Source organism: Streptomyces sp. MGP-BFMKR1, from assembly GCF_057766585.1.
Genome location: NZ_CM173408.1, coordinates 4343274 through 4367561 on the forward strand (window position 1 = coordinate 4343274; position 24288 = coordinate 4367561).

At 72.2% G+C, this 24288-nt stretch carries 21 protein-coding genes and 1 pseudogene; 13 read left to right on the plus strand and 9 right to left on the minus strand.

The window, feature by feature from the left end; translation table 11 throughout:
• Nucleotides 1-16: 16 nt before the first annotated feature.
• From AC3CHW_RS16765 to pspAB, 3 genes are all read left to right on the plus strand, one after another.
• A complete protein-coding gene (locus AC3CHW_RS16765; RefSeq protein ID WP_488466959.1) occupies nt 17-919 on the plus strand; it encodes a class I SAM-dependent methyltransferase in 903 nt (300 codons plus the stop codon).
• Between the two features lie 498 nt (nt 920-1417).
• Nucleotides 1418-2320, plus strand: coding sequence for a zinc metalloprotease HtpX (gene htpX, locus AC3CHW_RS16770; protein WP_488466960.1), 903 nt, complete (start codon nt 1418-1420; stop codon nt 2318-2320).
• 444 nt (nt 2321-2764) lie between these two features.
• Nucleotides 2765-3349: a PspA-associated protein PspAB gene (gene pspAB, locus AC3CHW_RS16775; RefSeq protein WP_176162848.1), complete on the plus strand. Its 585-nt coding sequence runs from the start codon at nt 2765-2767 to the stop codon at nt 3347-3349.
• A gap of 258 nt (nt 3350-3607) precedes the next feature.
• Here pspAB and AC3CHW_RS16780 read toward each other — a convergent pair whose 3' ends face one another.
• The 5 genes and pseudogenes from AC3CHW_RS16780 to AC3CHW_RS16800 form a co-directional block, all read right to left on the minus strand.
• Nucleotides 3608-4027, minus strand: coding sequence for a hypothetical protein (locus tag AC3CHW_RS16780; RefSeq protein ID WP_459246525.1), 420 nt, complete (start codon nt 4025-4027; stop codon nt 3608-3610).
• Between the two features lie 771 nt (nt 4028-4798).
• Nucleotides 4799-5551, minus strand: a pseudogene (locus tag AC3CHW_RS16785) (MerR family transcriptional regulator); the annotation flags it as partial.
• A gap of 234 nt (nt 5552-5785) precedes the next feature.
• Nucleotides 5786-6790, minus strand: a complete 1005-nt coding sequence (locus AC3CHW_RS16790; protein ID WP_488466961.1) for a metal-dependent hydrolase — start codon at nt 6788-6790, stop codon at nt 5786-5788.
• Between the two features lie 179 nt (nt 6791-6969).
• Nucleotides 6970-8799: an SDR family oxidoreductase gene (locus tag AC3CHW_RS16795; protein WP_488471080.1), complete on the minus strand. Its 1830-nt coding sequence runs from the start codon at nt 8797-8799 to the stop codon at nt 6970-6972.
• Between the two features lie 298 nt (nt 8800-9097).
• A complete protein-coding gene (locus AC3CHW_RS16800; RefSeq protein ID WP_488466962.1) occupies nt 9098-9967 on the minus strand; it encodes a M24 family metallopeptidase in 870 nt (289 codons plus the stop codon).
• Between the two features lie 431 nt (nt 9968-10398).
• Here AC3CHW_RS16800 and AC3CHW_RS16805 point away from each other — a divergent pair, with 431 nt between their 5' ends.
• From AC3CHW_RS16805 to AC3CHW_RS16825, 5 genes are all read left to right on the plus strand, one after another.
• Nucleotides 10399-11508, plus strand: a complete 1110-nt coding sequence (locus AC3CHW_RS16805; protein ID WP_488471081.1) for an ABC transporter ATP-binding protein — start codon at nt 10399-10401, stop codon at nt 11506-11508.
• A complete protein-coding gene (locus AC3CHW_RS16810; RefSeq protein ID WP_488466963.1) occupies nt 11498-12436 on the plus strand; it encodes an ABC transporter permease in 939 nt (312 codons plus the stop codon). The genes AC3CHW_RS16805 and AC3CHW_RS16810 overlap by 11 nt, the downstream gene beginning before the upstream one ends.
• Before the next feature lie 151 nt (nt 12437-12587).
• Nucleotides 12588-13505: an ABC transporter ATP-binding protein gene (locus tag AC3CHW_RS16815; RefSeq protein ID WP_488466964.1), complete on the plus strand. Its 918-nt coding sequence runs from the start codon at nt 12588-12590 to the stop codon at nt 13503-13505.
• 18 nt (nt 13506-13523) lie between these two features.
• Nucleotides 13524-14243 carry an ABC transporter permease gene (locus tag AC3CHW_RS16820; protein WP_176162840.1) on the plus strand — a complete coding sequence of 240 codons (720 nt, stop codon included), beginning with the start codon at nt 13524-13526 and terminating at the stop codon, nt 14241-14243.
• A gap of 410 nt (nt 14244-14653) precedes the next feature.
• The gene (locus AC3CHW_RS16825; RefSeq protein WP_488466965.1) at nt 14654-15142 is read left to right on the plus strand and encodes a hypothetical protein; all 489 of its coding nucleotides are present in this window, start codon (nt 14654-14656) and stop codon (nt 15140-15142) included.
• Nucleotides 15143-15442: 300 nt separating this feature from the next.
• On the opposite strand, the gene AC3CHW_RS16830 is transcribed toward AC3CHW_RS16825, so the two are convergent.
• Nucleotides 15443-16015, minus strand: coding sequence for a helix-turn-helix domain-containing protein (locus AC3CHW_RS16830; protein ID WP_176162838.1), 573 nt, complete (start codon nt 16013-16015; stop codon nt 15443-15445).
• Between the two features lie 338 nt (nt 16016-16353).
• On the opposite strand from AC3CHW_RS16830, the gene AC3CHW_RS16835 reads away from it, so the two are divergent.
• The 4 genes from AC3CHW_RS16835 (at nt 16354) to AC3CHW_RS16850 (ending at nt 19536) form a co-directional block, all read left to right on the plus strand.
• Nucleotides 16354-17151, plus strand: coding sequence for an aldolase (locus AC3CHW_RS16835; RefSeq protein WP_459246532.1), 798 nt, complete (start codon nt 16354-16356; stop codon nt 17149-17151).
• Nucleotides 17151-18119, plus strand: a complete 969-nt coding sequence (locus AC3CHW_RS16840) for a dihydrodipicolinate synthase family protein (protein ID WP_488466966.1) — start codon at nt 17151-17153, stop codon at nt 18117-18119. Before AC3CHW_RS16835 ends, AC3CHW_RS16840 begins: the two co-directional genes overlap by 1 nt.
• Nucleotides 18120-18228: 109 nt before the next feature.
• Nucleotides 18229-18618: a hypothetical protein gene (locus tag AC3CHW_RS16845; RefSeq protein WP_488466967.1), complete on the plus strand. Its 390-nt coding sequence runs from the start codon at nt 18229-18231 to the stop codon at nt 18616-18618.
• Between the two features lie 411 nt (nt 18619-19029).
• The gene (locus AC3CHW_RS16850) at nt 19030-19536 is read left to right on the plus strand and encodes a beta-class carbonic anhydrase (RefSeq protein ID WP_398610844.1); all 507 of its coding nucleotides are present in this window, start codon (nt 19030-19032) and stop codon (nt 19534-19536) included.
• 318 nt (nt 19537-19854) lie between these two features.
• Here AC3CHW_RS16850 and AC3CHW_RS16855 read toward each other — a convergent pair whose 3' ends face one another.
• Entirely contained in the window at nt 19855-21177 is a 1323-nt protein-coding gene (locus AC3CHW_RS16855; RefSeq protein WP_488466968.1) for a CynX/NimT family MFS transporter, read from the minus strand.
• Between the two features lie 202 nt (nt 21178-21379).
• A complete protein-coding gene (locus AC3CHW_RS16860) occupies nt 21380-22096 on the minus strand; it encodes a FadR/GntR family transcriptional regulator (RefSeq protein ID WP_398610842.1) in 717 nt (238 codons plus the stop codon).
• Between the two features lie 239 nt (nt 22097-22335).
• On the opposite strand from AC3CHW_RS16860, the gene AC3CHW_RS16865 reads away from it, so the two are divergent.
• Nucleotides 22336-22776, plus strand: a complete 441-nt coding sequence (locus tag AC3CHW_RS16865) for a VOC family protein (protein ID WP_488466969.1) — start codon at nt 22336-22338, stop codon at nt 22774-22776.
• A gap of 249 nt (nt 22777-23025) precedes the next feature.
• Here the strand turns inward: AC3CHW_RS16865 and AC3CHW_RS16870 are convergent, their stop codons facing one another.
• Complete coding sequence (locus tag AC3CHW_RS16870) at nt 23026-23994, minus strand: LysR family transcriptional regulator (RefSeq protein ID WP_488466970.1); 969 nt, start codon at nt 23992-23994, stop codon at nt 23026-23028.
• Nucleotides 23995-24288: the final 294 nt, after the last annotated feature.

Here is a 24288-nt window from a genome sequence, read left to right on the forward strand (position 1 = left end):
GCCTAGGGTCCGCTGTGTGAAGTTCCACAGCACACTGATCGCTTCCCGTTCCGCCCGTCGCGCGCTGCGGCCCGTACTTGACCAGCTCGACCAGCGCATTGACAGAAAGCTTCGCTCAGCCCGCCGTGAACTCACCGTCCTCCGCGAGGAGCTGCGCCGCGCGCACTCCACTGACCTGCTGCTCGGGCGCGACGGCAGACTGACTGACCGGCAGCCAAGCCGCGAAGAGATCGTGGAACTCGCTGCTCAGATCGCCGCCGTGACCGGACGCGACGGCGCGTACAAGGAAACCGTTCTGGCCTACCGCACCCTGGTGGAGCTGGAGAACCGTGGCGTCGGGCGCATCGCCGGCTCCACCCGCAACATCCTCGGCAAGCTCGCCGCCACGCCGCTGCTCAACCCGCCGAACGGCGAGATCCTGGAGATCGGCACGCTGTACGGGCTGTTCGCCGGTGGCATGGCCCGCCAGTTGCTGCGGACCGGCCTTCCGTATCAGCTCACCATTGTTGACCCGCTCGCTCCCGTGCAGCTCCAGCCCGGCTTCGAGATCTCCTCCGACCCGTCGGGCACTCCCGTCACGGAGGCGGTGGTGCGCGCCAACCTCGCGTACGCCGGCGTCGAGGACGCGCGGCTGCGACTGCGTAAGGGCTTCTCGGAGGACCCCGCCGTACGCGAGGAACTGTCCGACCGGCAGTACGGCGTCCTGATCATCGACGGCGACCACTCGTTCGAGGGGGTCGCCAACGATCTGGAGTGGGCCGAGCAGGTGGCCGCGCCGGGCGCGGTGATCGTGATGGACGACTACGGAGACGGCCGGTGGGCCGGCGTACGCGAGGCCACCGAGAAGCGTCTCGCGGGCGACACCCGGCTGCGCATGATCGGCCAGGTCGCCACGAGCGCCTTCCTCCGCGCCACCTGACCTCGCCCCCCACCCCTCCTACCCCCCGCCCCTTTACTACCCCCCACCCCTATGTCACCTCCGCCACTTCGCGGCGGAACACACCCCGCACCGCGCCGGTCGGCCGCGCCCAGGCGCTGGACCGGGCCGGCGCGGCGCTGTGCTCCGTACCGGTCGGCCGAGGCGCGCGACTGGGCCGGTCTGGCCGACCGGCATCCGGCCGAGAACCCCGCTCGGCGAAGCAACGGCGCGCCTCGCACCTGATCGGCGCAGGAGCCTGCCGGATCGGAATTGGCGTTCCGCCGCAATCCCGCCGCACCCGCGTTGACCTGCGCGGTTGCCTGGTCCAGGGAGGCTGGTGGCACTCCCTTGCCCGGGTGTGTCGAGGCCCCGTACGACCGGTCGCGCACCTTTCTCCACCCCTGGGCCGCGCTCCACTCGCAGCGCCCGAGGTCTGCACTTATCTCACGAATACCCCACAAAGGGGGAGAATCGTAAGAGAGCGCAGAGGAGGGGCTTATGTCACGTACGCGATTTGCGCCGGACCGTGGGCTGGCCAGGCGCATGGTAAGCACGATGTTCCTGATCGGGCTGCTGTACGTGGTGCTCGTCGGCGTCCTGGTGGCGCTGCTGGGTAACGCGTGGCCCATGATCGTGCTGCTGGTGGGCGGGATGTTCATCGCCCAGTTCTGGTTCAGCGACCGGATCGCGGCGTTCAGCATGGGCGCGCGCGAGGTCACTCCCGAGCAGGCACCCGAGCTGCACGGCGCCGTGGACCGGCTGTGCGCCCTCGCCGACATGCCCAAGCCCCGGGTGGCCATAGCCGACAGCGACGTACCGAACGCCTTCGCCACCGGCCGCAGCCAACAGAAGTCGCTGGTCTGCGCCACGACCGGGCTGATGCGCCGGCTGGAACCGGAGGAACTGGAGGGGGTCATCGCGCACGAGTTGTCGCACGTCGCGCACCGCGATGTCGCGGTCATGACCATCGCCTCCTTCCTCGGCGTACTGGCCGGACTGATCACCCGGATCGCCCTGTGGGGCGGACTCACGCGGGGCAACAACCGGGACAACGGCCTCGGCATCGCCCTCCTCGTCATCCCGCTCGTCAGCGCCGTCGTCTACGTCATCAGCTTTCTGCTGACCCGGCTGCTCTCGCGCTACCGCGAACTCTCCGCGGATCGCGCCGCCGCGCTGCTGACCGGCCGACCCTCCGCGCTCGCCACCGCGCTGACCAAGGTGACCGGCGAGATGGCCCGCATCCCCACCCGCGACCTGCGACAGGCCGAGCCGTACAACGCGTTCTACTTCGCCCCCGCCTTCTCCGGCAGCAGCCTCAGCAAGCTGATGTCCTCGCACCCGACGCTGGAGCAGCGGTTGGACCAGCTCGGACGCATCTCCGCACAGCTCGGCCGACCCTGATTGCCGCCCCCGTCTCCCCCCTCGCTCCGTTCGCCCGGTCTTCCGCGCTTCTGGCCAGAGCCCGACCAGCCTCTGGCCGGGTGGCCTGCTCCGGCCCCCCGGCTCGGGCCCGGCCTCGTCGGTCAGCCCTTCCGGGGTTCGCCGGCGGTCGCCCCGGTGTCGCCGGTCAGCCGGTCTCTGCGGTCGTCGCCCGGCGGTCGCGCTGGCCGGCGGTCTGGCGGCCGGTCTGCCGGTCGGTCTGGCCGTCGCTTCGGGACGGCTCTGGCGGTGGCCTCGGCCGATGCGCGGCTCGCGGCGGCGTTGGCGGGATGGGGTGGGGCGGGGCTGGTCTGGGCGACGCGACTGTCGGGCTTGTCTCCCCTGCCTCCCCCTCCCTCCCCCCTCCCGCCCCGCCCCCCGCCTCCCCCTCCACCCTCCCCCTCCGCCTCTGAAAGGACGATCTTCGTGGGCTTCTTGGACACCCTGCTCGGCCGCAGCAAGCCGGCCCGCCCCAATCTCGACCAGTTGTTCGCACTGCCGTCGGCGGCGATCACCCTGGAGTCCGGCGCGGGGTTCACGCCGACCGGGCAGGGCTCGGTCTGCTTCGCGAGCGTGGAGGGCGGCGCGTTCGCCGGCCTCCAACGCGAGGTACGCGACCTACTCGACGCCGACACCGAGCGCGGCGGCATTCCGGTCGAGTTCAGCCAGGACGCCTACGGCTTCACCTGGCTCCTCACCCAGCACGCCCCGGATGACACCGCCGCCCTGGTCAACGACCTGCACGCGGTCAACACCACGCTGCGCGACGGCGGGTTCGGGCCCCAACTCCTCTGCTCGCTGCTGGGCTTCCGCGACGCGCAAGGCCGCTCCCTCGCGCTCGTCTACCTCTACAAGCGCGGCACCTTCTACCCCTTCGCCCCACTGCCCGACGCGTCCAACAAGCGGGACAACGGACTCGAACTCCAGGTCCGCGCCCTGCTCACCGACGACCTACGCATCGAGAAGGACCTGGGCCGCTGGTTCCCGGTATGGGGCGCGCCCGGCCTCTGACGCCGTGGCCCTGTTCCTCCTCCTGCCACCTCCGCTCGCCTCTCCGTCCTGACGCGTCGACTGGCCGCCCCCAACCCCGGCGCGCGACCACCGCTCGCCGACCCGGCCCGCGCGGCTCCCGGTCTGACCCGCGATGCCGGTCTGGCCCGCGATGCCGGTCTGCCCCGCGATGCCGGTCTGGCCCGCGATGCCGGCCTGGCGTGTGAGGTCGCCGCGCGTGCCCGCGCGTGGGCCCGCGCCGACACGCCGGGTTTCGCCTCAGCGAATGACGCTGTTCAGCCAGGGCGTGAGGTTCCCCGTGCCCAGGACCGGCTCCTTGTACGTGACGTCGCCGGGCAGCGGAACGATCAGCATCTGGGAGGCCGGGAACAACCGGGTGCGTATCCAGGCCCGCCCGCCGAAGACGGCGTCGAGGAAGGCGGGCGCCTGCTCGCGCGGGACGCCGGTGAACTCCACGGTGTCCAGGGTGATGTTCGCGTCGCCCTCGCTGAACGTGTGGATCTGTACGGTCGGGCGCCCTGGGATCTCGATGAACGCCTCGTGCGGGAGCGAGCCGTCCGGGTCGGAGACGGAGAACGCCCCGGCGGCGAGGCGCCGTCCCGACTGGTCCGCCCCGATGGAGTGCTCCACGCTGGCCTGGCGCCCGTACCGCTCCGCGACGGCCAGCACAGCGGCCACGGCGCTCTCCGTACTGTCGATACGCCGCCCGCCGGGCCCATACGCCCCGGCCCCGCTCCCGCCATTGCCGCCCGGCGAACCGGGCGGGACGTTCGTAGGTCTCATGCCTTCCCATGATGCCGGACGGAATGTACGGGTGGAGTGGTGCGCCATGGGCGCGGGCTGGGTGGTGGGCTGGTCGCGGCGCGGGCTGAGCTGAGCTGGGTGTGGGTGTGGGGGTGGGCGTGGAGACGGGCTGGCGCGGGTGGGGCTGGAACTGAGGCGGCCGGGCCGGGCGGCCCACACCCTGGTGGTTCAGCCGCCGGCCTCCGCGGGCGGAGCCTCGGGTATGGCCAGGCGGTCCATGCGACGGGCCCACACCTCGCGCTCCGCCGCGCCCGCTATGAAGGTGGACACGTTGGCGTCGCCGACCAACTCCCGCACGGCGCGGACGATGTCAGCGGGCAGCGTGACCTCCGCTTGGTCGCCTTGAGGCTGCCGCCACTCGTCCCGCACGCCGGGTCCTCCGGCCGGTGGTTGGGGCCCGCTGCGGTCCCCCGGCCCGCTGCCGGTTCGCCCCCCGACCGGTCCGCTGTCCCCGCTGCTGCTGACAGCGTCGGGCGGGGGCCCTGACCGGGTGACGTTCTGGGCGACAGGCGGGTCAGCCGGCTGGGGGGCTGGTCGGGAGCCGGGCGGGGGTTGGGCGTCGCCTGGCCGCCGGGGGCGGGGGTGAGCCGCGGCGGGTTGGAGGGTGCCGGGCCGGGGGCCGTCCGGGCGGGGCAGCGGACCGAACTGGTCGAGGTGGTGGTGCAGGTACCGGGTGGCCACCGCCCGCATCGCGCGGGCCAGTTCCGCGTCGATGGTCTGCTGCGCGAGCGGGCGGAAGCGGCGGATCAGGAACGCCGCCTCCTGAGCCTCGGCGTCCGTCGGAGGGTGGTCCAGGTAGTGCTGGAAGACGTGCTCCGTCGTGAAATCCAGGAACCGGACCGCGATGTGTTCGATCTGACCGCGCACCTCCCGTACATGGTCGGCGATGGCCAACAGCGGCACCCCCGCCGCGTGGAGTTCCGCCGCCACCGACAGCTCCCGGGGGCTGGGCACCACGTAGGCGTCCGAGCAGTCGGGGTCCGGCTCCAGGATGCCCAGTTCGACGGCCTCCGCGATGGCTGCCTGGTCAGGGTTGCCGCCGAACCGGTCGGCCAACTCCGCCCGGGTGATCCGGGCGGCCTTCTCGTCGGTCCACGGGCCCTCCACCTCGGCGACCAGTCCGAGCACCCCGCCCAGGTCGCGGCCCGCGTCCCACGCCTCAAGGAGTTCCTTGATGCTGGAGAGCGTGTAGCCGCGCTCCAGCAGCGCGGCGATCTGCTGGAGCCGGGCCAGGTGCGCGTCTCCGTACACGTTGGCCCGCCCGCGCCGCTCGGGCTTCGGCAGCAGGCCGCGGTCCTGGTACCCGCGGATGGTGCGGACCGTGGCGCCGCTGCGGTGGGCCAGCTCCTCGATGCGGTACTCAGGGGATGCGGCCGGTTCGGCGGTGGTTTCCGACACGCTCTGCCCCTTTCTTTCTTCCGGTGACTGTGTCGTTCTCGTTGTTCTCATGGCGGTAGCCATCGAGTGCTGTGCGGTCGTCGTGCACGCGGGCCGCGTTGTCGTTGTGCTGCCTGCTGCCTGCTGCCTGCTGTTGCTACGCGTTCCCTGTGTCCGCGGCTCTGTTGTTGCGCTGCGGCTCTGTGTGGTGGCGGGGTCGTGGGGGTGGGTTGGACGGTGGTTGTCGGCGGGCTCCTACAGCGTGGCGCGGGCGAACGCGCCTGCCGCCGAGCGGGCCGCGGGGGAGGAGGCCAGGTACTCCACGGCCCGGCGCAGCGAGCCCTCCTGCGAGGGGTGGTAGGACCGCTTCATGTAGCGGGGTATCGCTCGGCCCAACTCGCCCCAGGTGGGCAACAACCCCTTGGCCACCGCCCGGTTGTGCTCGCGCAGCGAATACCGCAGGCGTCGGCCCAGTACCGGGTCGTGGCGCAGCAGGTAGGCGGTGCCCGACGCCCACAGCCACAGCATCACGGGTGCCACCACGGCCATCGCGTACAGCCGTCGCGCGTAGCCGGTCGCGCCGGTGCCGGCGCAGTGCTGGTACATGTCGAACGCGACCGAGCGGTGCTCGACCTCCTCGGCGCCGTGCCACCGCAGCAGGTCCAGCATGACCGGGTCGGTCTCGGCGTCCTCCAGCGCGTCGGCGCCGAGCACCCAGTCGCCGAGCACGGCCGTGAACTGCTCTATGGCCGCTATGACCGCAAGCCGGAAGCGCAACCACTCGCGTGGGGGCAGCGGCTGCCTGAACGGCGGCTTGTCGCCGAGCAGGACATCGAAGAGGAAGTCCAAGCGACGCAGGTACGGCGCGGTGTCCAGCCCCTGGGCCGCGAGGTGGTCGAGGACGTAGGTGTGCTGCGTGCTGTGCGTGGCCTCCTGGCCCATGAACCCCTTCACGTCGCGCAGCAGGTCCGGGTCGGTGACCAGCGGCAGAGCCTCCTTGAAGACCTTCACGAACCACCGCTCGCCGGCCGGAAGCAGCAGGTGCAGCACGTTGATCACATGGGTGGCCGTCGGCTCGCCCGGGATCCAGTGCAGGGGTGTCCCGTCCCAGTCGAAGGAGACCCGGCGCGGCGCGATGCGCGCACCGCTGCCCGGCTCGCGCTCGGCGCTGCCGCCCGCAGGGCGCTCACCGGCCCCAGTGATCCCGCCCTGGTCCCCGCGCCCGTGCCCGTGTCCGCTCGGTACTGCACGTCCGTCCATGGCGTACGACTCCTTTCCGGTGTCCCACCAACCGCCCCGCAACCCCGCCGACGCCCGCGCGTTACGTGGTGACTGGTGACTGGTGACTGGTGACTGGTGACTGGTGACTGGTGACTGGTGACTGGTGACTGGTGACTGGTGACTGGTGGGCCCCGCCCGTGGGCAGCGCGGGGTCACGGTCACCCCTTGGGTTCGAGCCTGGCCAGGGCGCGCAGGGCCTTGGGGGCGAAGCGGGACAGCAGGTGCGCGCCGCGGGCCTCCGGCGTGACCGGGACCACGGCCTGGTTACGGGCCACGGCGCGCAGGATCGCGTCCGCGACCTTCTCCGGCGGGTAGTTGCGCTTGCCGTACAGCCGGGTGCTGCGGGTGCGGCGGCGCTGCTCTTCCTCGCGGTCCACGCCCACGAAGCGGGTCGTCGTGGTGATGTTGGTGTTGACGATACCGGGGCATATCGCCGAGACGCCGATGCCCTTGCCGGCCAGTTCGGCGCGCAGGCACTCGCTGAGCATCAGCACGGCGGCCTTGGACGTGGCGTACGCCGGCAGCATGCGGGTGGGTTGGAAGGCCGCCGCGGAGGCGGTGTTGACGATGTGGCCACCCTGCCCACGGTCGGCCATCTGTTTTCCGAAGGTGCGGCACCCGTGGATGACGCCCCACAGGTTGACGTCGAGTACCTGCTGCCAGTGCTCGGGGCTGGTGTCCATGAAGGCGCCGGAGACGCCGATGCCCGCGTTGTTGACCAGCACGTCCACCACGCCGTACGTGTCGGCGACCTTGTTGGCCAGCTTCTCCATCGCCAGCCCGTCGGATACGTCGACCTGCTCGCTCCACGCCTCCGGGGCGCCGATGAGCCGGGACATCTCGGCGGTGCGGGCGGCGCCCTCCGCGTCCCGGTCCACGGCCACCACGCGTGCGCCCGCCTCCGCGAACGCGAACGCGGTCGCCCGGCCGATGCCGCTGGCCGCGCCCGTCACCAGCACGAGCTGGCCGCCGAAGCGCGCCGCGTACTGGCTCGTGGCGCGCGGCTTCCTGGCGGGTGTGCCGTCCTCCACGGTGGTGACGAACTCCGTGATCCAGGCGGAGATCTGGTCCGGCCGGGTCCGCGGTGCCCAGTGCTTGGCCACCAGGCTGCGCCGCGTCAACTGGGGCGCCCACTGGTCGAGGTCATCGAAGACCCGCTCCGACACGAAGACGTCACCGGTGGGGTGGATGAGCTGGACCGGGACGTGCGCGTAGGCGTCGGTGCGTGGGCGGCGCAGCCTGGCGCGCACGTTGTCCCGGTACATCCACACGCCGCGGGCCCCGTCGGTGGGCAGCGACGAGGTCGGGTAGTCGCCGCCGGGTTCGCCGCGGGCGGGCGTCTTCTCGACCCGGGACAGCAGCGCTGGCCAAGCCTTGGCGAGCGGACCGCGCCACAGCGCCTCGGGCACCACGGGGGTGTGGAACGCGTACACGTACCAGGACTTGACGCCCTGGCCGAAGAGTTGGCCGACTCGGCGGGGGGTGGGCCGCGTGGCGCGCTTGTGCAGCCAGATGCCCAGGTGGTCCAGGCAGGGGCCGGACATGGTGGTGAAGGAGGCGATGCGGCCCTCGGTACGCCCGACGGTGGCGAACTCCCAACCCTGCACCGAGCCCCAGTCGTGCCCCACCAGGTGCACCGGCGCGTCCGGGCTGACGGCGTCCGCGACGGCCAGGAAGTCGTCGGTCAGCTTCTCCAGGGTGTAACCCCCGCGCAGCGGCTTCGGCGCGCTCGATCGGCCGCAGCCGCGCAGGTCGTACAGCACGACGTGGAACCGGTCGGCCAGCCGCTTCGCGACCTCGCTCCACACCTCCTTGCTGTCCGGGAAGCCGTGCACCAGCACGACGGTCGGCCGCTCACGGTCGCCCAGTTCGGCGACGCACAACTGCACGCCGCCGGTGCTGACCCAGCGCTCGGTCGCCCCGGCCAGCGCTCCCGCCGCCACCGTGCCCTGCGCACCGGTGCTCGCTGCCACTGCGTTCGCCTCCATTCCATCGGCCTCCACGGCCTTGTCCGCTGCCCTGATCCTGCTGGTCGCCCGGGAACCGCTGACCTTCGCGTCGCCCCGCGCGCCCGTGCCGCTTCTGCCCGTCACGCCGTTACCACGGGCGCGGGCCCCGCCCGCGTCCACGCCGCCTCCACCGGTGCGGGCCCCGCCCGCGTCGCAGGGCCGGTCCGTGAAGCCAGCTCGCCGGCCCCGACAGCGCCGTCGATCTCGTCTTCGCGATCGGGGCCCGTCGTGCCCGGCGCCTCGCGGCGCTCGCCGTCCGGCCCTCCGGCGCGTGCGCTCACGCCGTCTTCTCCTCAGCCCAACGCCGCACGTGCGGGAGGTCGTCGTCCAGCCAATAGGCGCTTTCTTCGGGGTCCTTGGAGTCGGTGACGACGAGTATTTCCTCGAACTTGGCGCCCACGCCCCGGAAGCCGAGGTGCGGTTCCACGGCCCACAGGCCGGGCTGGGGCGGGTGGTCGGAGAAGCGGTACGGGCTCCACAGCGGCGACCAGCCCTCCCGGTGCCCGTGCAGCGCGTCGCTGGCCAGCCCCCTGAGGCTCTGCGTGCCGAACCCGAAGGCCGTGGGCGCCCAGCGGCGCTGCTTGACCCGGTCGACCTTGTGGGCGATGACACCGAAGGGGTAGGCGCGGTGGCGGTTGGTGTAACCCTGCCGGGCCATCAGCCGCTCCACGTCCTCGTATATCTCGCGCAGCGGGCGCCGCTCCCGTACCTCGCGCAGGATCAACTCGCGGTGTTCCTCCAGGTCGGCGAGCAGCCTGTCGTGCAGCGGGCTCGGGCCGAGGCAGCCGGAGTAGCCGATGTCCGCCGTGTAGCCGTTCAGTATCGGGGCCATGTCGAGGATGAACGGCATCCCCGGCTCCAGCTTCCGGTTGGTGGGGAAGAACTGGAGCGGGAAGCGGAAGTTGGTGAAGGCCGTGCGGTCGCCGAACCACGCGAACGGCAGGTGGAACCAGTCGCGCACGCCGCGCTCCCGTAGCCATTCCCGCTGCATCCGCGCCGCCTCGCGCTCGCTCACGCCGGGGCGCAACTGCGCGGCGACGGCCTCCGCGCATGCGTAGGCGAGCCGCTGCACCTCGCGGAACCCGCGCAGCTCGGGCGCGCGGCCGGCAAGTCGCGCGCTGAGCCGATCGTCCACCGATGTGGTCATGGCACCCGTCCCGTCCCTAGGTCGTGAAGCCCCGTCGCCCCGCCGCGGTCCCCGGCCGAGGACAGGCCCGCAGACAGGGCAGGCCAACGGACACGGAAGGTTCGGGAAGGCCCGTCTTCCGGCCCCGCAACTTGACACTGATGAATGTGACAATGACCGCCGGCTACGTCAATAGCTCCGACCAGCCTGTGGAAAACCCTCGGTAACACCTGGCTCCGCCCGCGGAGCATCCTTGTGGGGCAGGGCCGCCCCCACCCCGACCCTTACGTCGAAACCGCTGGTCATGCCAGGTCGGAGCGACGAAGGAGTACGCCGGGTGTTCTCCTTCGGGCCTGTACCCCTACGGGCTTCTACGACTCCGGTCGTAGAGCGAAGGGGCCCGTGGAGGGACGCCGGAAGCGAGAAGCGGCACTACCTTCGAACACGTGACTGTGATCGCTACCGAAGGTCTGAGCAAGCGGTTCCCCCGGGTGACCGCCCTCGACCGGCTCTCTCTCGACATCGCCCCGGGCGTGACCGGACTGGTGGGCGCCAACGGCGCCGGCAAGTCCACGCTGATCAAGATCCTGCTCGGCCTCTCGCCCGCCAGCGAGGGGAAGGCCGCCGTGCTCGGCCTCGATGTCGCCAGCGAAGGCGGGGCGATCAGAGAGCGGGTCGGGTACATGCCCGAGCACGACTGTCTGCCGCCGGACGTCTCGGCGACCGAGTTCGTCGTGCACATGGCGCGCATGTCCGGGCTGCCACCGTCCGCCGCGCGCGAGCGCACGGCGGACACGCTGCGCCACGTCGGTCTGTACGAGGAGCGGTACCGCCCGATCGGCGGCTACTCGACCGGCATGAAGCAGCGGGTCAAGCTCGCGCAGGCGCTCGTCCACGACCCGCAGCTCGTGCTGCTCGACGAGCCGACCAACGGCCTCGACCCGGTCGGCCGGGACGAGATGCTCGGCCTGATCCGCCGCGTGCACACCGACTTCGGCATCTCCGTCCTGGTGACCTCGCACCTGCTCGGCGAGTTGGAGCGCACCTGCGACCACGTCGTCGTCATCGACGGCGGCAAGCTGTTGCGGTCCTCGTCGACCGACGACTTCACCCAGGTCACGGCCTCGCTCGCGGTGGAGGTCACGGACAGCGACGCGCATCCGGACGGCACGGCCGCGTTGCGTCAGGCGCTCGAAGGCGCGGGGATCGCGGTGGCCACGGCCGAGCGGGAGGCGGACGGCTCGCCGACGTCCACCAGGGTCCTGTTCGTCGAGGTCACCGGCGATCCGACGTACGACGCGGTGCGCGACGCGGTCGCCGGACTCGGCCTCGGCCTGGTGCGGATGGAGCAGCGCAGGCACCGCATAGCGGAGGTGTTCCGCACCGACTCCGCGACGGCCGACCCGTCCCCCGGGGCCAGGCCGCAGCCGTCCCCTTCGCAGCCCGCGGCCGGCGAGCCCGCCCCGCGGTCCGCTGCCCCACACTCGCCCGCTCACCAGCACCCCGCGCAGCAGGACGCCGCGCGCCAGCACCAGGAAGGAGGCAGCGGCGATGTCGCCTAAGACGCAAGCCGGCGATGCGCCCGGCGCGCGGCAGGCCCCGCGCGGCGCGGCGCCGGCCGCCGATGTCATCCACAACATCGGCTACCGGCACTACGACGGCCCGCGCCTCGGCCGCGCCTACGCCCGCCGCTCGCTCTTCTCACAGAGCCTGCGCGGCGCCTACGGGCTCGGCCGTTCCGCCAAGTCCAAGGTGCTGCCGATGCTGCTGGTCGGCGTGATGTGCCTGCCCGCGGGAATCATCGTGGCGGTCGCCGTGGCCACCAAGACCGATGAACTGCCGGTCGAGTACACGCGGTACGCGATCATCCTGCAGGCCGTGATCGGCCTGTTCGTGGCCGCTCAGGCGCCCCAGTCGGTCTCGCGCGACCTGCGCTTCAAGACCGTGCCGCTGTACTTCTCGCGGCCGATCGAGACGACCGACTACGTGGTCGCGAAGTTCGCCGCGATGGCCTCGGCCATCTTCCTGCTCACCGCGACACCCGTGCTGATCCTCTATGTGGGGGCGCTGCTCGGAAAGCTCGATTTCGTGGACCAGACGAAGGGGTTCGCACAGGGAATGCTGTCCGTGGCTCTGCTCTCGCTCCTCTTCGCCGGCATCGGCCTGGTGATCGCCGCACTCACACCGCGCCGCGGCTTCGGCGTGGCCGCCGTCATCGCCGTGTTGACCATCTCGTACGGCGCGGTCAGCGTGATGCAGGGCATAGCCGACGAGCAGGGCGAGACCGGCGCGATCGAGTGGATCGGCCTCTTCTCACCGATCACGCTCATCGACGGCATCGGCTCCGCCTTCCTCAGCGCGACGTCCGCCGCACCCGGCCAGTTCGGCCCGGACGCAGCGGTTGGCGTCGTGTACCTGCTGGTGTACGCCGTGCTGGTCGCCGGCGCGTACGGGCTGCTGGTCCGGCGCTACCGGAAGGTCGGGCTGTGACCGCCCGCGTGCGGGCGGGGCGCCCGGCTGATCGATCCGCGACCGCGAGCGATCGACTGCTGGCGCGCCACCCGCACGGTCACCGCCACCTCTCGGACGCGTCCGCCCGTCCGTCGCCCGCCACCACCCCTCGAAGGAATGGGCCGCGCCCATGAGCACTCTCATCATCGACAACGTCTCGCGCTGGTTCGGGAACGTCGTCGCCGTCAACGACGTGACGATGACCATCGGCCCGGGTGTGACCGGCCTGCTCGGCCCCAACGGCGCCGGCAAGTCCACGCTGATCAACATGATGGGCGGCTTCCTCGCGCCCTCCACCGGCTCCGTCACGCTGGACGGCACGCGGATCTGGCGCAACGAGCAGAGCTACCGGCACATCGGCATCGTGCCCGAGCGCGAGTCGATGTACGACTTCCTCACCGGGCAGGAGTTCGTGCTGGCCAACGCCGAGCTGCACGGGCTCCCCAAGCCGCGCGCCGCCGCACAGCGGGCGCTGGCCACGGTGGAGATGGAGTACGCGGCGAGCCGCAAGATCTCCACGTACAGCAAGGGCATGCGGCAGCGCGTGAAGATGGCGTCCGCGCTGGTCCACGACCCGTCCGTGCTGCTGCTCGACGAGCCGTTCAACGGCATGGACCCGCGCCAGCGGATGCAGCTCATGGACCTGTTGCGACAGATGGGCGCCGAGGGGCGCACCGTGCTGTTCTCCTCGCACATCCTCGAAGAGGTCGAGCAACTGGCCGCGCACATCGAGGTGATCGTCGCCGGCCGGCACGCCGCGTCGGGCGACTTCCGCAAGATCCGCCGGCTGATGACCGACCGCCCGCACCGCTACCTGGTGCGCTCCAGCGACGACCGTGCGCTGGCCGCCGCGCTGATCGCGGACGCCTCCACGGCGGGCATCGAGGTGGACGCCGCGGAGGGCGCGCTGCGCATCCAGGCCGTCGACTTCAACCGGTTCACCGAACTGCTGCCGCGCGTCGCCTGCGAGCACGGCATCACGCTCCTCACGGTCTCGCCTTCGGACGAGTCCCTGGAGAGCGTCTTCTCCTACCTCGTCGCGGCATAACGCAAGGAGCCCTCAGCGATGTACAACCCCACGGTCGCCCGGCTCACCTACCGGGCGTTGCTCGGCCGGCGCCGCGCACTGATCCTCTTCTCGCTGCCCGCGCTGCTGATCGTGATCTCGATCGCGATCCGGCTGATGACGGGCGCCGACGACGCCACCGCCGACGCGATCCTGGGCGGCTTCGCGCTGTCCGTGATGGTCCCGCTCATCGGCGTCATCGCGGGTACCGGCGCCATCGGCCCGGAGATCGACGACGGTTCGGTGGTGTACCTGCTGGCCAAGCCGGTGAAGCGGCCAACGATCATCGTCACCAAGCTCTTTGTGGCGGTCGGCGTCACGATGGCCTTCTCCGCCATACCCACCCTGATCGCCGGCCTGATCCTGAACGGCAACAGCCAGGGCATAGCCGGCGCGTACACCTCGGCCGCCGCCATGGCCTCCATCGCCTACAGCGCCATCTTCCTGCTGCTCGGCACCGTCACCCGGCACGCGGTCGTCGCCGGCCTGGTGTACGCGCTGGTGTGGGAGTCCGTGTTCGGTACGTACGTCTCCGGCGCGCGCCAACTCAGCGTCCAGCAGTGGTCGCTGGCCGCCGCCGAGAAGATCGGACAGGGCGACGTCATCACCTCCGACGTGGGCCTTCCGGTGGCCGTCGTGCTGCTCGTCGGCGTCACCGTGGCCGCCACCTGGTACGCGGGCCAGAAGCTGCGTGGCCTCACGCTGGCCGGCGAGGAGTAACCGGACCACCGCGCCCCCACCCGACGGTTGGCAGTCGTCGGGTGGGGCCGCGCGACGGGTGGCATGGCGCTGAGGGCCGGTGGCGTCGCGCTTGTCGCCGCCCGGCTCCGGCCTGAACTGGCTGGGTTGGTCGCACGCGCGTGGCGGGAGCGCTTTCGTCGTGCGGCCACACCCCTCTGTGTCGCCGGGAGATGACCGCTGGCACGGGCGCGGTGCCGCGTGGAGGGTGTGGAACCGGCCATCACACGGGAGGTTGACCGCGTGGGCACCGTACGGTCATCGGCCCGCCACCTCCAGGTGGCCGTCACCCCAACGGGACTTGTACAAGCCAAAGGTTGAACAGTTTTTGACCGTTGGCATGGGGGTTGCCGTGGGGGGTGTTGTCAGAGGTGGCGAGTAGCGTCTGTGGCATGGGGTACTCGGGTTGGATCATCGTCGCCAAGGGCGATGACACGCTAGCGAAGGAGCCCGCCGTCGCCGCCCACGGGAGCGCGGTCTTGGCGGAGTACGTCCGGGGGGACTGGCGCGAACTGTGGCTGAATGACCGCTGGGGGGTACGGCCGAGCCCGTCGGTGGCAGAGCTGGTCGCGACGACGGGTGCCCCGGCCATGGCGATCTACGTGATGGACGAGGACTGCGCGGTGGCGTACGGGGCGACGCCGTCCGGCCGGCGCTGGGAGGGGGTGTTCTCCGAGGAGGCGGCCACGGCCTACGAGGCGATGCCGCCTGATTATCACCGGAGCCAGGCCGTTGCCGACGCCCTGACCTGGGCTGAGGAGGCCGGCCTGACCTGCTGCCCGCCCGAGCCCGTGGAGACGGCCCTGCGCGACGGCTGGTACTCGGACCTGTTGGAGCGCTTCGGCCTGCCGGAAGGCGTGGAGGTACACCGGGCGCAGTGAGGGAGGTAGCGCCCGGCGGCAGTCTGGGCGCCGGCGCGAGTCCGGGCCCGCGCCCGGTAGCGGTACGGGTACGCGGCGGGCGTTGGGCGGTCGAGGCTGGCCCGCACGCCACCGCCCACGCGGGTTCGGGCCTTCTTGGGTGAGCGTTTCGCCGGCCCATGTGAGGCTCGGTTGCGCGGTTGCCTGACCGTCCCCGTCGCCTCCCCCGTCGCATCCTCTGGGGCGCCATTCGCGTCGGGCGGCGCTGTCACCTGTCCTGCGGCTCCCACCGGCGCTCGCCCCGGGGTGCTGCGGGCCGTGTCAGGGCAGGTGTGGGTGGGCGGTCTGTGCCGCCTCCCGGTCGTCGCTGACCAGCAGGAGTACGGCGGCGCGCTCGGCGCTCGTGGAGCGGACCTTGTGCGGCGTGGTGGCCTTGAAATAGACGGAGTCGCCCGGTTCGAGGGGGACGGTCATCGAGGGGAAGATCAGTTCGGCGCTGCCGGCGTGGACGAAGACGAACTCCTCGCCCGGATGGTCCCGGAACGGCGCCGGCCCGGCGTCGTGCGGGGGGTAGAGCATGAACGGTGTCATCCGCTTGTCACCCGCCTCCAGGGCTATCCCCTCGTACCGGCTTCCTGGCTCCTCGTCCGAGGAGAGCACCTGGCGCTCGCCGGCCCGCGTGACGGTGATCTCGGAGGCGTCCGTCGCGTCGGTGAACAAGTTGCCCAGCGGGACGTGCAGGGCCTTGGCGAGCGACACGCTGACCGCGATGGACGGGGTGCTGTAGCCGCGCTCGACCTTGGACAGATAGCTCTTCGTGACCCCGGTGCGCTCGGCGAGCGCCTCCAGGGTCAGCAGGCGCTCCTTACGTAGCTGCCGTACCCGATTGATCACTGACTTCTCCCCTTCACGCCACCCCGCGCGGGCTGGGTTCGGCCGGGCGGGACACCAAGTATGTCCCGCCGGCCCAGCGCTGGCCCGGCCCCGGCCCACCCCGTCGGCCGGTGGCGCCGGCTGGCGGACGGCGGGGGCGGCAGCGGCCGTGCACCGCGCGGCCCGCCCTGCGGGTGGCCACGCACCGTCGGAACGCCCGTGGCGCGGAACCCTTGCGTCAGGACACAAGGTGTCCTATGGTGAACACAGTTTCCTCGCAGAGGTGCTGCGCACAGCAGGCGCAACGCCGGACGACGGGGCGCGTCGGCATCGCCGGCGCCTCGGAACTGGAGCAGACCATGGCAAACACACTGCAGGACTCGAAGGCCGTGCTCGTGGACCGCGCCGAGCAGCAGATGAACGGCCACTTCGGAGACTCGAAGTTGACCACCCGCCAGAAGATCGCCCTGACCTGCCGCATCGCCTACGACGGCGGCCACGATTCGGGACTGGCCGGCCAGATCAGCGCGCGCGGCCCGCAGCCCGGCACGTACTACACCCAGCGTCTGGGCCTCGGCTTCGACGAGATCACCGAGGACAACCTCCTACTGGTGGACGAGGACCTCCAGGTCCTTGAGGGCGAGGGCATGCCCAACCCCGCCAACCGCTTCCACTCCTGGATCTACCGGGCCCGTGAGGACGTCAACTGCATCGTCCACACCCACGCGCTGCACACGGCGGCGCTCGCGATGCTGGAAGTCCCGCTCGTGGTCTCGCAGATGGACACCACGCCGCTGTACGACGACGTCGCCTTCCTCAAGGACTGGCCCGGGGTCCCGGTCGGGAACGAGGAGGGCGAGATCATCTCGGCCGCCCTCGGCGACAAGCGCGCCATCCTCCTGGCCCACCACGGCCAACTCGTCACCGGCGCCACCGTCGAGGAGGCGTGCAACCTGGCCCTGCTCATCGAGCGCGCGGCGCGCCTGCAACTACTCGCCATGGCGGCCGGGACCATCAAGCCTCTGCCGCCCGAGCTGGCCCGCGAAGCCCACGACTGGACCTCCACCGACCGCCGCCACCAGGCGAACTTCGCCTACTACGCGCGCAAGGCCCTCCGCCGCCACCCCGACTGCGTCACGGGCGAGGTGCACCTCTGATGGCGCGGACACGGACGACACAAACCTCCTCGACACAGCCACCGCTGACCGGCGTCATCTCCTACCCCGTCACCCCGTTCACCCTGGAGACCGGTGCGCTCGACCTCCCCGCGCTGCACCGCCTCACCGACGACCTCGTGACCGCCGGCAGCCACGGCATCGCCCCCCTGGGGAGCACCGGCGAGAGCGCCTACCTCAGCGAGACGGAGTGGGACGCCGTCTGCGAGACGACGCTCGGCGCCGTCGCCGGACGGGTCCCCACGGTGGTCGGCGTCGCGCACTACAGCACGGAGGGCACGGTACGTCGCGCCCGCGTGGCCGCCCGGCACGGCGCCACCGCGATCATGGTGCTCCCGCAGGTGTACTGGAAGCTGACCGACGCGGAACTCGCGCGGCACTTCGCCGCCGTCGCCGACGCGAGCGACCTGCCGGTCATGCTCTACAACAACCCGGGCACGAGCGGCGTCGACCTGCCACCGGAGACGGTGGTCGCTCTCGCGCGGCAGATCCCCAACCTGACGATGGTCAAGGAGAGTTCCGGTGACGCGACACGCTTCCGCGCCATCCGGGAACTGTCGGACGGCGCGTTGTCGGTCTACAACGGGAGCAATCCGCTCGCTCTCGAAGCCTTCCGCGCCGGCGCGGTCGGCTGGTGCACCGCGGCGCCCTGCCTGGCCCCGCGGTGGTGCCTGGAGTTGTACGCCGCGGCGACGGCCGGGGATCAGGAGCGGGCCGATGGGGTACTGACGGAGCTGCTGCCGTTCTTGCGGTTCATCGTGGGGTACGGGCTGCCGCGGGCGATCAAGGCCGGCCTGGAGATCCGTGGCCGAGCCGTTGGCAGACCCAGGCCACCCCTGCTGCCACTACCGGAGGCCCACGTGGCCGAGCTGCGCCGGATGCTGGAGCGGCTCGACAACCACCCGATCCCTGACCAGGCAGAGGCCCGTGCGGCTGGACAACCGGCATGAGCCCACCGCACCGCGTCCGCGCGCCGGTCCGTGCCCGGGAGCACTGTCCTCCCGCTGAAGGCAGGGCGGTTGTACGGGGAGGTCCACGACGGCCTGTTGTCATCGCCCCATGCCGGAATTGATCCTCGTCGTGTTCCGTGTCGTCGCGGAAGCCCTCGCGTACGCCAACCCGTTCGAGTGGGCCCAGCGGCGCAGGCGGCAGCAGCGGCTGCGCCGTCTCGCCCGGGGAGAGACGGCACTGGTCCCCTGCGACGTGCGGGACGCGCGACTGACCGGCGGGCAGTGGAAGAACGGCCACCTCGCGGTGGGCCCACACCCAGCCGCATGGCAGGAGAAGGGGCGAGGGCGACAGACGCTGGGCCCCTGGCCCCCGCTGCTCCCGGTGTCGGCGGACGAGAGCAGCGTCGCCTTCCGCTCGAAGTCCGGCGACACCGAGATACGACTCCACCCCGACGAAGCGCCGTCCGTTTTGCGGGCGTTGGGGCAGACGGGCCACTGACGGGATGAGGCATCAATCGCCGGCGTGGGCCGGTGGCGGAGACAGATGGAGGTGCATCGCGGTGTGAACGCACTGGCCAGGCGGTTGCGGCTAGGCACGGTCGCCGCCAGCGCCGGGGTCCGGGTGCTGCGCCGGGAGGCACCCGCCGATGTGGCCGCGGCGGCCCCAGCGGGCGCTGCGCGCGCCTCGGCGTGAGCCGGGCGGCGGCGCCGACGCGAGGCGAGGCAGGGCGAGGCGGGGCAGGAGCCGTGCGGCGCGCGGGGGCCGCGTGGTGCGGAGGGGCGGGGTCGGATGCGTCCGGGTGGCGGGCGTGCGGTACTGCGGTTGCGTGTATGCGTCGGCGCGCGCGTCCCGTACGGCCGGCGGACTTCCTACGGTGCGGGGAGTCGGCTACAGAAAGCAGGGCTCCCCGTGTCCGTCACCGACATCTACCTGGCCAACAACGAGTCCTACGCGACCTCGGCACCCGTTGCTCCCTCCGGTGAGCCGCCCAGCAGGCATTTGGCGGTGATCACCTGCATGGACGCGCGGATCGACGTGTACGCGATGCTCGGCCTCAAACTCGGCGAGGCACACGTCATCCGCAACGCGGGGGGCGCGGCCAGCGATGACGCGATTCGGTCGCTGGTCGTCAGCCAGCGGGAGTTGTTGACGCGGGAGGTGATGCTGATCCACCACACGAAGTGCGGGATGCTCGGCCTGTCGGACGACGCGTTCAAGCGGGACATCGAGGCGGAGACGGGGGTGCGGCCCCCGTGGGCGGCGGAGGGGTTCGAGAAGCTTGAGGAGGACGTGCGGCAGTCGGTGGCCCGGGTCCGGTGGAACCCGTTCGTGCCCCACAAGGAGTCGGTGCGCGGTTTCATCTACGACGTCGACACGCGGCGGCTGCACGAGGTGGAGTGCCGGGGCCCGGCCTGAACTGCCGCGCCCCGCCCCGGGAGGAGCCGGCGAGAGGCGCCACCGCCGGGCGCGGCCAGGCCCTGACCCGGCCCGCGCCGGCACCTGTGGGCCCACCCCTGCGGGCCCACCCCTGCGGGCCCACCCCTGCGGCCCGTGCCCCTACGACTCCGCCTCGCGCCGCCCACGGCGCCGTGCCCCGCGCCGCCCCCCGGGGGACAGCGCGCGATCACGGCTCGACGGGGCCGGTGGCGTACGCGCCGACGCCCCGGAGCGGGGCCCCGGGGCGGGCGTGGTGCGGTGGACGGCTGGGAGGGGAGGGGAACTGGTACGGGGAGGTCAGACCTTCAGGTTGCGGCCCGCGCCGAGGCCGAGGGTGGCCAGGCCCGCGCAGACGCCGAGCAGCAGGAGCAGCGGCAGCGTCCAGCCGTCGGTGACCTGGTGTACCGCGCCGAGGACCAGTGGGCCAGCGGCGGCCAGCAGATAGCCCCAGGTCTGGGCCATGCCGGAGAGACGGGCGGCGGTGTGCGCGTCGCGGGCGCGCAGCACCATCATCGTCAGGGCGAGGCCGAGCGCGCCGCCCTGCCCGACGCCGAGCAGCGTGGCCCACAGCCAGGCCCCGCCCGTGGGTGAGACGAGCAACCCGACGACGCCACAGGCCATCAGCGAGGCGACACCGACCGCCAGCATCCGCTGTTGCCGCATGCGCCCGGCGAGGAGCGGCACGACGAACGAACCGACGCCCTGTAGCAGCGTGCTGTAGGCGAAGATGAGCCCGGCCGTCGACTTGCTCATCCCGTTGTCGGTGAAGACGGTCGGCAGCCAGGCGATCACGACGTAGGCGACGAGCGACTGCGACCCCATGAACAGGGTGATCTGCCAGGCCAGCGGGGTGCGGGACAGGCGCGAGGCGTCGGGGTCGGCGGTGGCCTTGGAGCCGGGGCCGACGGGCACGGTGCTGGGGCGGGCCGGCGTTGCCGCGGGCTGGCCGTGCCGGATGCCACGGCGGGCGATGACCGCCTGGGGAACCCACAGCAGGGCGGCGACCGCGGCCAGCAGCGCCCAGGAGGCGAGGGAGCCGCGCCAGCCGCCGAGGGCGTTCTCCAGCGGGACGGCCGCGGCGGCGGACGCGGTGGCACCGATGATCATCGCGGTGGAGTACACGGCCGTCATGGCCGCCGCGCGCTCCGGGAAGTCCCGCTTGACCAGGCCGGGCATCAGCACGTTGAGCCAGGCGATGGCCGTGCCGACGAACGCGCCACCGACGAACAGCGTGACCACCGGGGGCGCCACCCGCAGCAGGATGCCGCCGCACAACAACACCAGCGCGGCGAGCAACACCGCCTCGGTGCCGAACCGGCGGGCCAGCTTCGGCGCCAGCGGCGACGCCACTCCCATGAAGACCAGCGGAATGGTGGTGACCAGGCTGGTCGCGGTCGCCGCGAGGTGGAAGTGGTCGCTGATCTCGCCGAGCAGGGGGGAAACGCCGGCCAGGGCCGCGCGCATGTTGAGCGCGGCGAGCACGATGCCGAGGAGGAGCAGGGCGGGGTGCGCGCGTAGCGTGCGCCGCGCGGCGGCCACCGGTGGAGTGGGGACCAGGTCCTCTTCGGCATCGATGAGCCGGTCATCGGGCGCGGTGCTGGGCCCGGATATCCCGGACATAGGCGGCTTACCTTTCGTCGTTCTCGGGCGTGGGGGCGTGCCGGACGGGCTCCCGGGCTGGTGAGCGGGCTCGGGTTCCGGGCGGAGCGGGTCGCGGGACCCGGCGGGGCGCGGGGCCCGTGGCGAGCTGCGGGGGCGGGAGTCTCGATCGGTTCGGGAGCGGTGGCTCTCGGGCGCGTGCGGGTGTGCGCGCGGGGGCTGGCTAGGGGTTCGGGGAGAGCAGCGCGTCCACCGCCTGCATGGGGGCGGCGAGCAGCGCCCGGGCCGCGCCCTCCGCCGCCTCCGGGTCGCCGGAGGCGATCGCGTCGATGACCGCGTGGTGGTCACCGGGGTCGATGTGCGGCATGTCGTGGTCGCCGAGCGCGGTGAGCAGCGCCTCGCGTACGGAGCTGCTGAACCAGCCGTACGTCGCGCTCAGCGCGGAGTTGTGCGCCGCGTCCACCACGGCCCGGTGGAACGCGACGTCGTGGTCCGCGTACAGCTCCAGGTCCGTGCCCGGCGGCGGCGGGCCGTCGGCGTGCGCGAGCGCGGCCTGCGCGGCGAGCGCGGCCCGCATCCGTTCCAGGTCGGCCGGGCTGTGCCGGAGCGCGGCGAGTCGGGCGCCCTCGGCCTCCAGCGCGATGCGCAGCTCCAGCACGTCCCGGATACCGGCGCGCTGGACGCCGCGCATGACGGCGGCCGGGTCGGCCGTGGACACGACGAACGTGCCCTCACCCTGTCGGGACTGGAGCATCCCGGAGTGACAGAGGACGCGTACGGCCTCGCGCACGGTGTTCCGACCCACCTGGAGCTGTTCGGCGAGCGCGTGCTCGGTCGGCACCCGGTCCCCGACCCGCCAGGTGCCACCCGCCACCTGCGCGCGCAACTGCTCGACGACGGTGTCCACGAGCGACGTCCGCCCCGCTGCCCGCAGTGTCATGGTTCTCGCTCTCTCGTGTCCGTCAGGTTGCCCGGTCATCCTACAACTGGCGATCGGGATGAGTCCTCCCCGCCGAGCGTGACGCGCGCTACGCCGCCGGTCCGCTGGGCGGGCGGCCTACCGCCTGAGCGGTCGGTGTGCGGGTGCCGAGTCCGCGGGCCATGGACTCGACCGTGCGTGCGGCGGGCCGTTTCCGCACGTCAGAGTCGACTGTCAGAGGTGAGCAGTACGGTCACGTCATGGCAGCATCCTTCGATCTGACGCTCGACTGCGCGGACGCGCAGCTGCTGGCCGCCTTCTGGAAGACGGCGTTGGGGTACGTGGACGAGCCGCCGCCGACCCCCTTCGCCACGCGTGCCGAATGGCTCGCGCAGTTCGACCTGCCGGAGGGGGAGACAGCGGACGACGGGGCGTGGTTCTGCGATCCGGCGGGCAACGGCCCCCGGCTCTCGATACTCAGGGTGCCCGAGCCGAAGACGGCGAAGAACCGTCTGCACATCGACATCCGGGTGCCCGGCCACGGCACCCCGGCCGAGCGGTGGGCGCGCATATCGGCGGAGGCCGAGCGGTTGGTCGCGGCCGGCGCGACCGTCGCCGCGGAGGTGGACACCCACCATCTCGTGCTGCGGGATCCGGAAGGGAACGAATTCTGCGTGGCCGCGGGGGCGGCCCGCTCGTAGGCGGCACCGAAACCACGGGGGCGGTTCGGTGACACCACGGGGCGGTCCGGCGGGGCCGGTCATGTGCGCTCGCCGGTGCCGATCTCCGATCGGCGGCCACCGGGCGGTCGGCCAGGTCGCGCGACACGGCCCAGACCGTCTCCGAGGGTGGGCGCCCCGGAGGCGCCGTCCCCAGTCCCGTGCGCACGAGGGGTTCCCAAAGCCAGCAAGGGAGGCGCGCCGCGTTGCGGGCGAGCTTGTGTGAGGGGCTCAGGCCGGTGCGGGGACGAGGGGGTCGGGCTCGGGGGTCGCCCCGGTGGCGTCGGGGGGCGGGGTGGGCGTGGCTGGAGGGGGCGGGGTCAGGCTCGTGGCCACCGCGTCGGCGAAGGCCAGGGCGGCCGGGCTGAGGGTCTCCCAGCGGCGGACGGCCCAGCCGGTGGCGAGCGGGGGGAGGGTCGGGATGGGGACGAGGCGCAGGCCGGGGTGTTCGGCGGCGCGCCAGTTGGGGAGGGTGGGCACGATGGCGTGGCCGAGCCCGAGTTCGGCCAGCAGCATGGCGGTGTCCCAGTCGGCGACGCTGGTGCTGGCGTCCGGTTCGGTGCCGTGCTGGGCGAAGTGGCCGTCCAGGGAGCGGCGCGAGGTCGAGTTCTCCGGGAGGCGGATGTGCCGGATGTCGGCGAGGTCCTCGGGACCGATGGTCGCGCGGGTGGCCAGCGGGTCGTCGGCGCGTACGGCGAGTACCCACGGGAGGCTGATCACCGGGCGCTGCTGCACGCCGCGCACGGGCGGGCCGATGGTGATCCAGGCCAGGTCGGCGGCGTCGGCGGCCAGTGCGTCGAGGCAGCCGCGGCCCGAGTTGGAGGTCTGGAACTCCAGGCCGACCTGCGGGTGTCGGGCCCGGAAGGAGACGACGGCCTGCGACATGAAGTGGCGTACGGAGATGGCGCCGGTGGTGATGCGTACGGTGCCGGCCGCGCCGTCGCGTATCTCGCGCAACTGCCGTACGGCCAGGTCGAGCGCGCCGATACCGTCGTGCGCGGCGTGCCGCAGCAGTCGGCCGGCGGGGGTGGGGGCGACCCCGCGCGGTTGGCGTTCCAACAGCGGCAGCCCGAGTTCGCGTTCCAGGCGGCGCACGCGTTGACTGACGGCCGACTGGGTGCAGGACAGGTCGCGGGCCACGGCGCTGAGGCTGCCGGCCTCGCAGACCGCGAGGAACGCGCGGAGATCGTCGAGGGTCATTGGGTCACGCTAGACGAGCGCGACGAGCCAAGCCAGAGCTTGGGGAGTTGCAAGGAAACCCGTGGATTGACTTGGGGGTTGCCGGCGCAGATCCTCATGGCAGGGCGAAGTCGGCGCAACGGAGCCCCGGGCGGCAACCCGCTCGTCACGGCGCCGCGCGTCCGGAAGCGCGGCGTGATGACGGGCGGGTGCCGACCCCCTCGTCCCGACCTCTCGGCTCCGGCCCGTTCGACCTTCTGGCCCGGGCCCCTTGGCCCGGCTCGTCGTCCCGACCCAGGGCGCCCGGGGCGGGGC

Bases quoted from the DNA above. Each gene is read 5' to 3' on its own strand.
- AC3CHW_RS16835 (WP_459246532.1), top strand. From the start codon at position 16,354: ATGGCAAACACACTGCAGGACTCGAAGGCCGTGCTCGTGGACCGCGCC.
- AC3CHW_RS16860 (WP_398610842.1), bottom strand. From the start codon at position 22,096: ATGACACTGCGGGCAGCGGGGCGGACGTCGCTCGTGGACACCGTCGTC.
- AC3CHW_RS16810 (WP_488466963.1), top strand. From the start codon at position 11,498: ATGTCGCCTAAGACGCAAGCCGGCGATGCGCCCGGCGCGCGGCAGGCC.
- AC3CHW_RS16870 (WP_488466970.1), bottom strand. From the start codon at position 23,994: ATGACCCTCGACGATCTCCGCGCGTTCCTCGCGGTCTGCGAGGCCGGC.
- AC3CHW_RS16795 (WP_488471080.1), bottom strand. From the start codon at position 8,799: ATGGAGGCGAACGCAGTGGCAGCGAGCACCGGTGCGCAGGGCACGGTG.
- AC3CHW_RS16800 (WP_488466962.1), bottom strand. From the start codon at position 9,967: ATGACCACATCGGTGGACGATCGGCTCAGCGCGCGACTTGCCGGCCGC.
- AC3CHW_RS16855 (WP_488466968.1), bottom strand. From the start codon at position 21,177: ATGTCCGGGATATCCGGGCCCAGCACCGCGCCCGATGACCGGCTCATC.
- AC3CHW_RS16865 (WP_488466969.1), top strand. From the start codon at position 22,336: ATGGCAGCATCCTTCGATCTGACGCTCGACTGCGCGGACGCGCAGCTG.
- AC3CHW_RS16840 (WP_488466966.1), top strand. From the start codon at position 17,151: ATGGCGCGGACACGGACGACACAAACCTCCTCGACACAGCCACCGCTG.
- AC3CHW_RS16790 (WP_488466961.1), bottom strand. From the start codon at position 6,790: ATGGACGGACGTGCAGTACCGAGCGGACACGGGCACGGGCGCGGGGAC.
- AC3CHW_RS16825 (WP_488466965.1), top strand. From the start codon at position 14,654: ATGGGGTACTCGGGTTGGATCATCGTCGCCAAGGGCGATGACACGCTA.
- AC3CHW_RS16820 (WP_176162840.1), top strand. From the start codon at position 13,524: ATGTACAACCCCACGGTCGCCCGGCTCACCTACCGGGCGTTGCTCGGC.
- htpX (WP_488466960.1), top strand. From the start codon at position 1,418: ATGTCACGTACGCGATTTGCGCCGGACCGTGGGCTGGCCAGGCGCATG.
- AC3CHW_RS16815 (WP_488466964.1), top strand. From the start codon at position 12,588: ATGAGCACTCTCATCATCGACAACGTCTCGCGCTGGTTCGGGAACGTC.
- AC3CHW_RS16845 (WP_488466967.1), top strand. From the start codon at position 18,229: ATGCCGGAATTGATCCTCGTCGTGTTCCGTGTCGTCGCGGAAGCCCTC.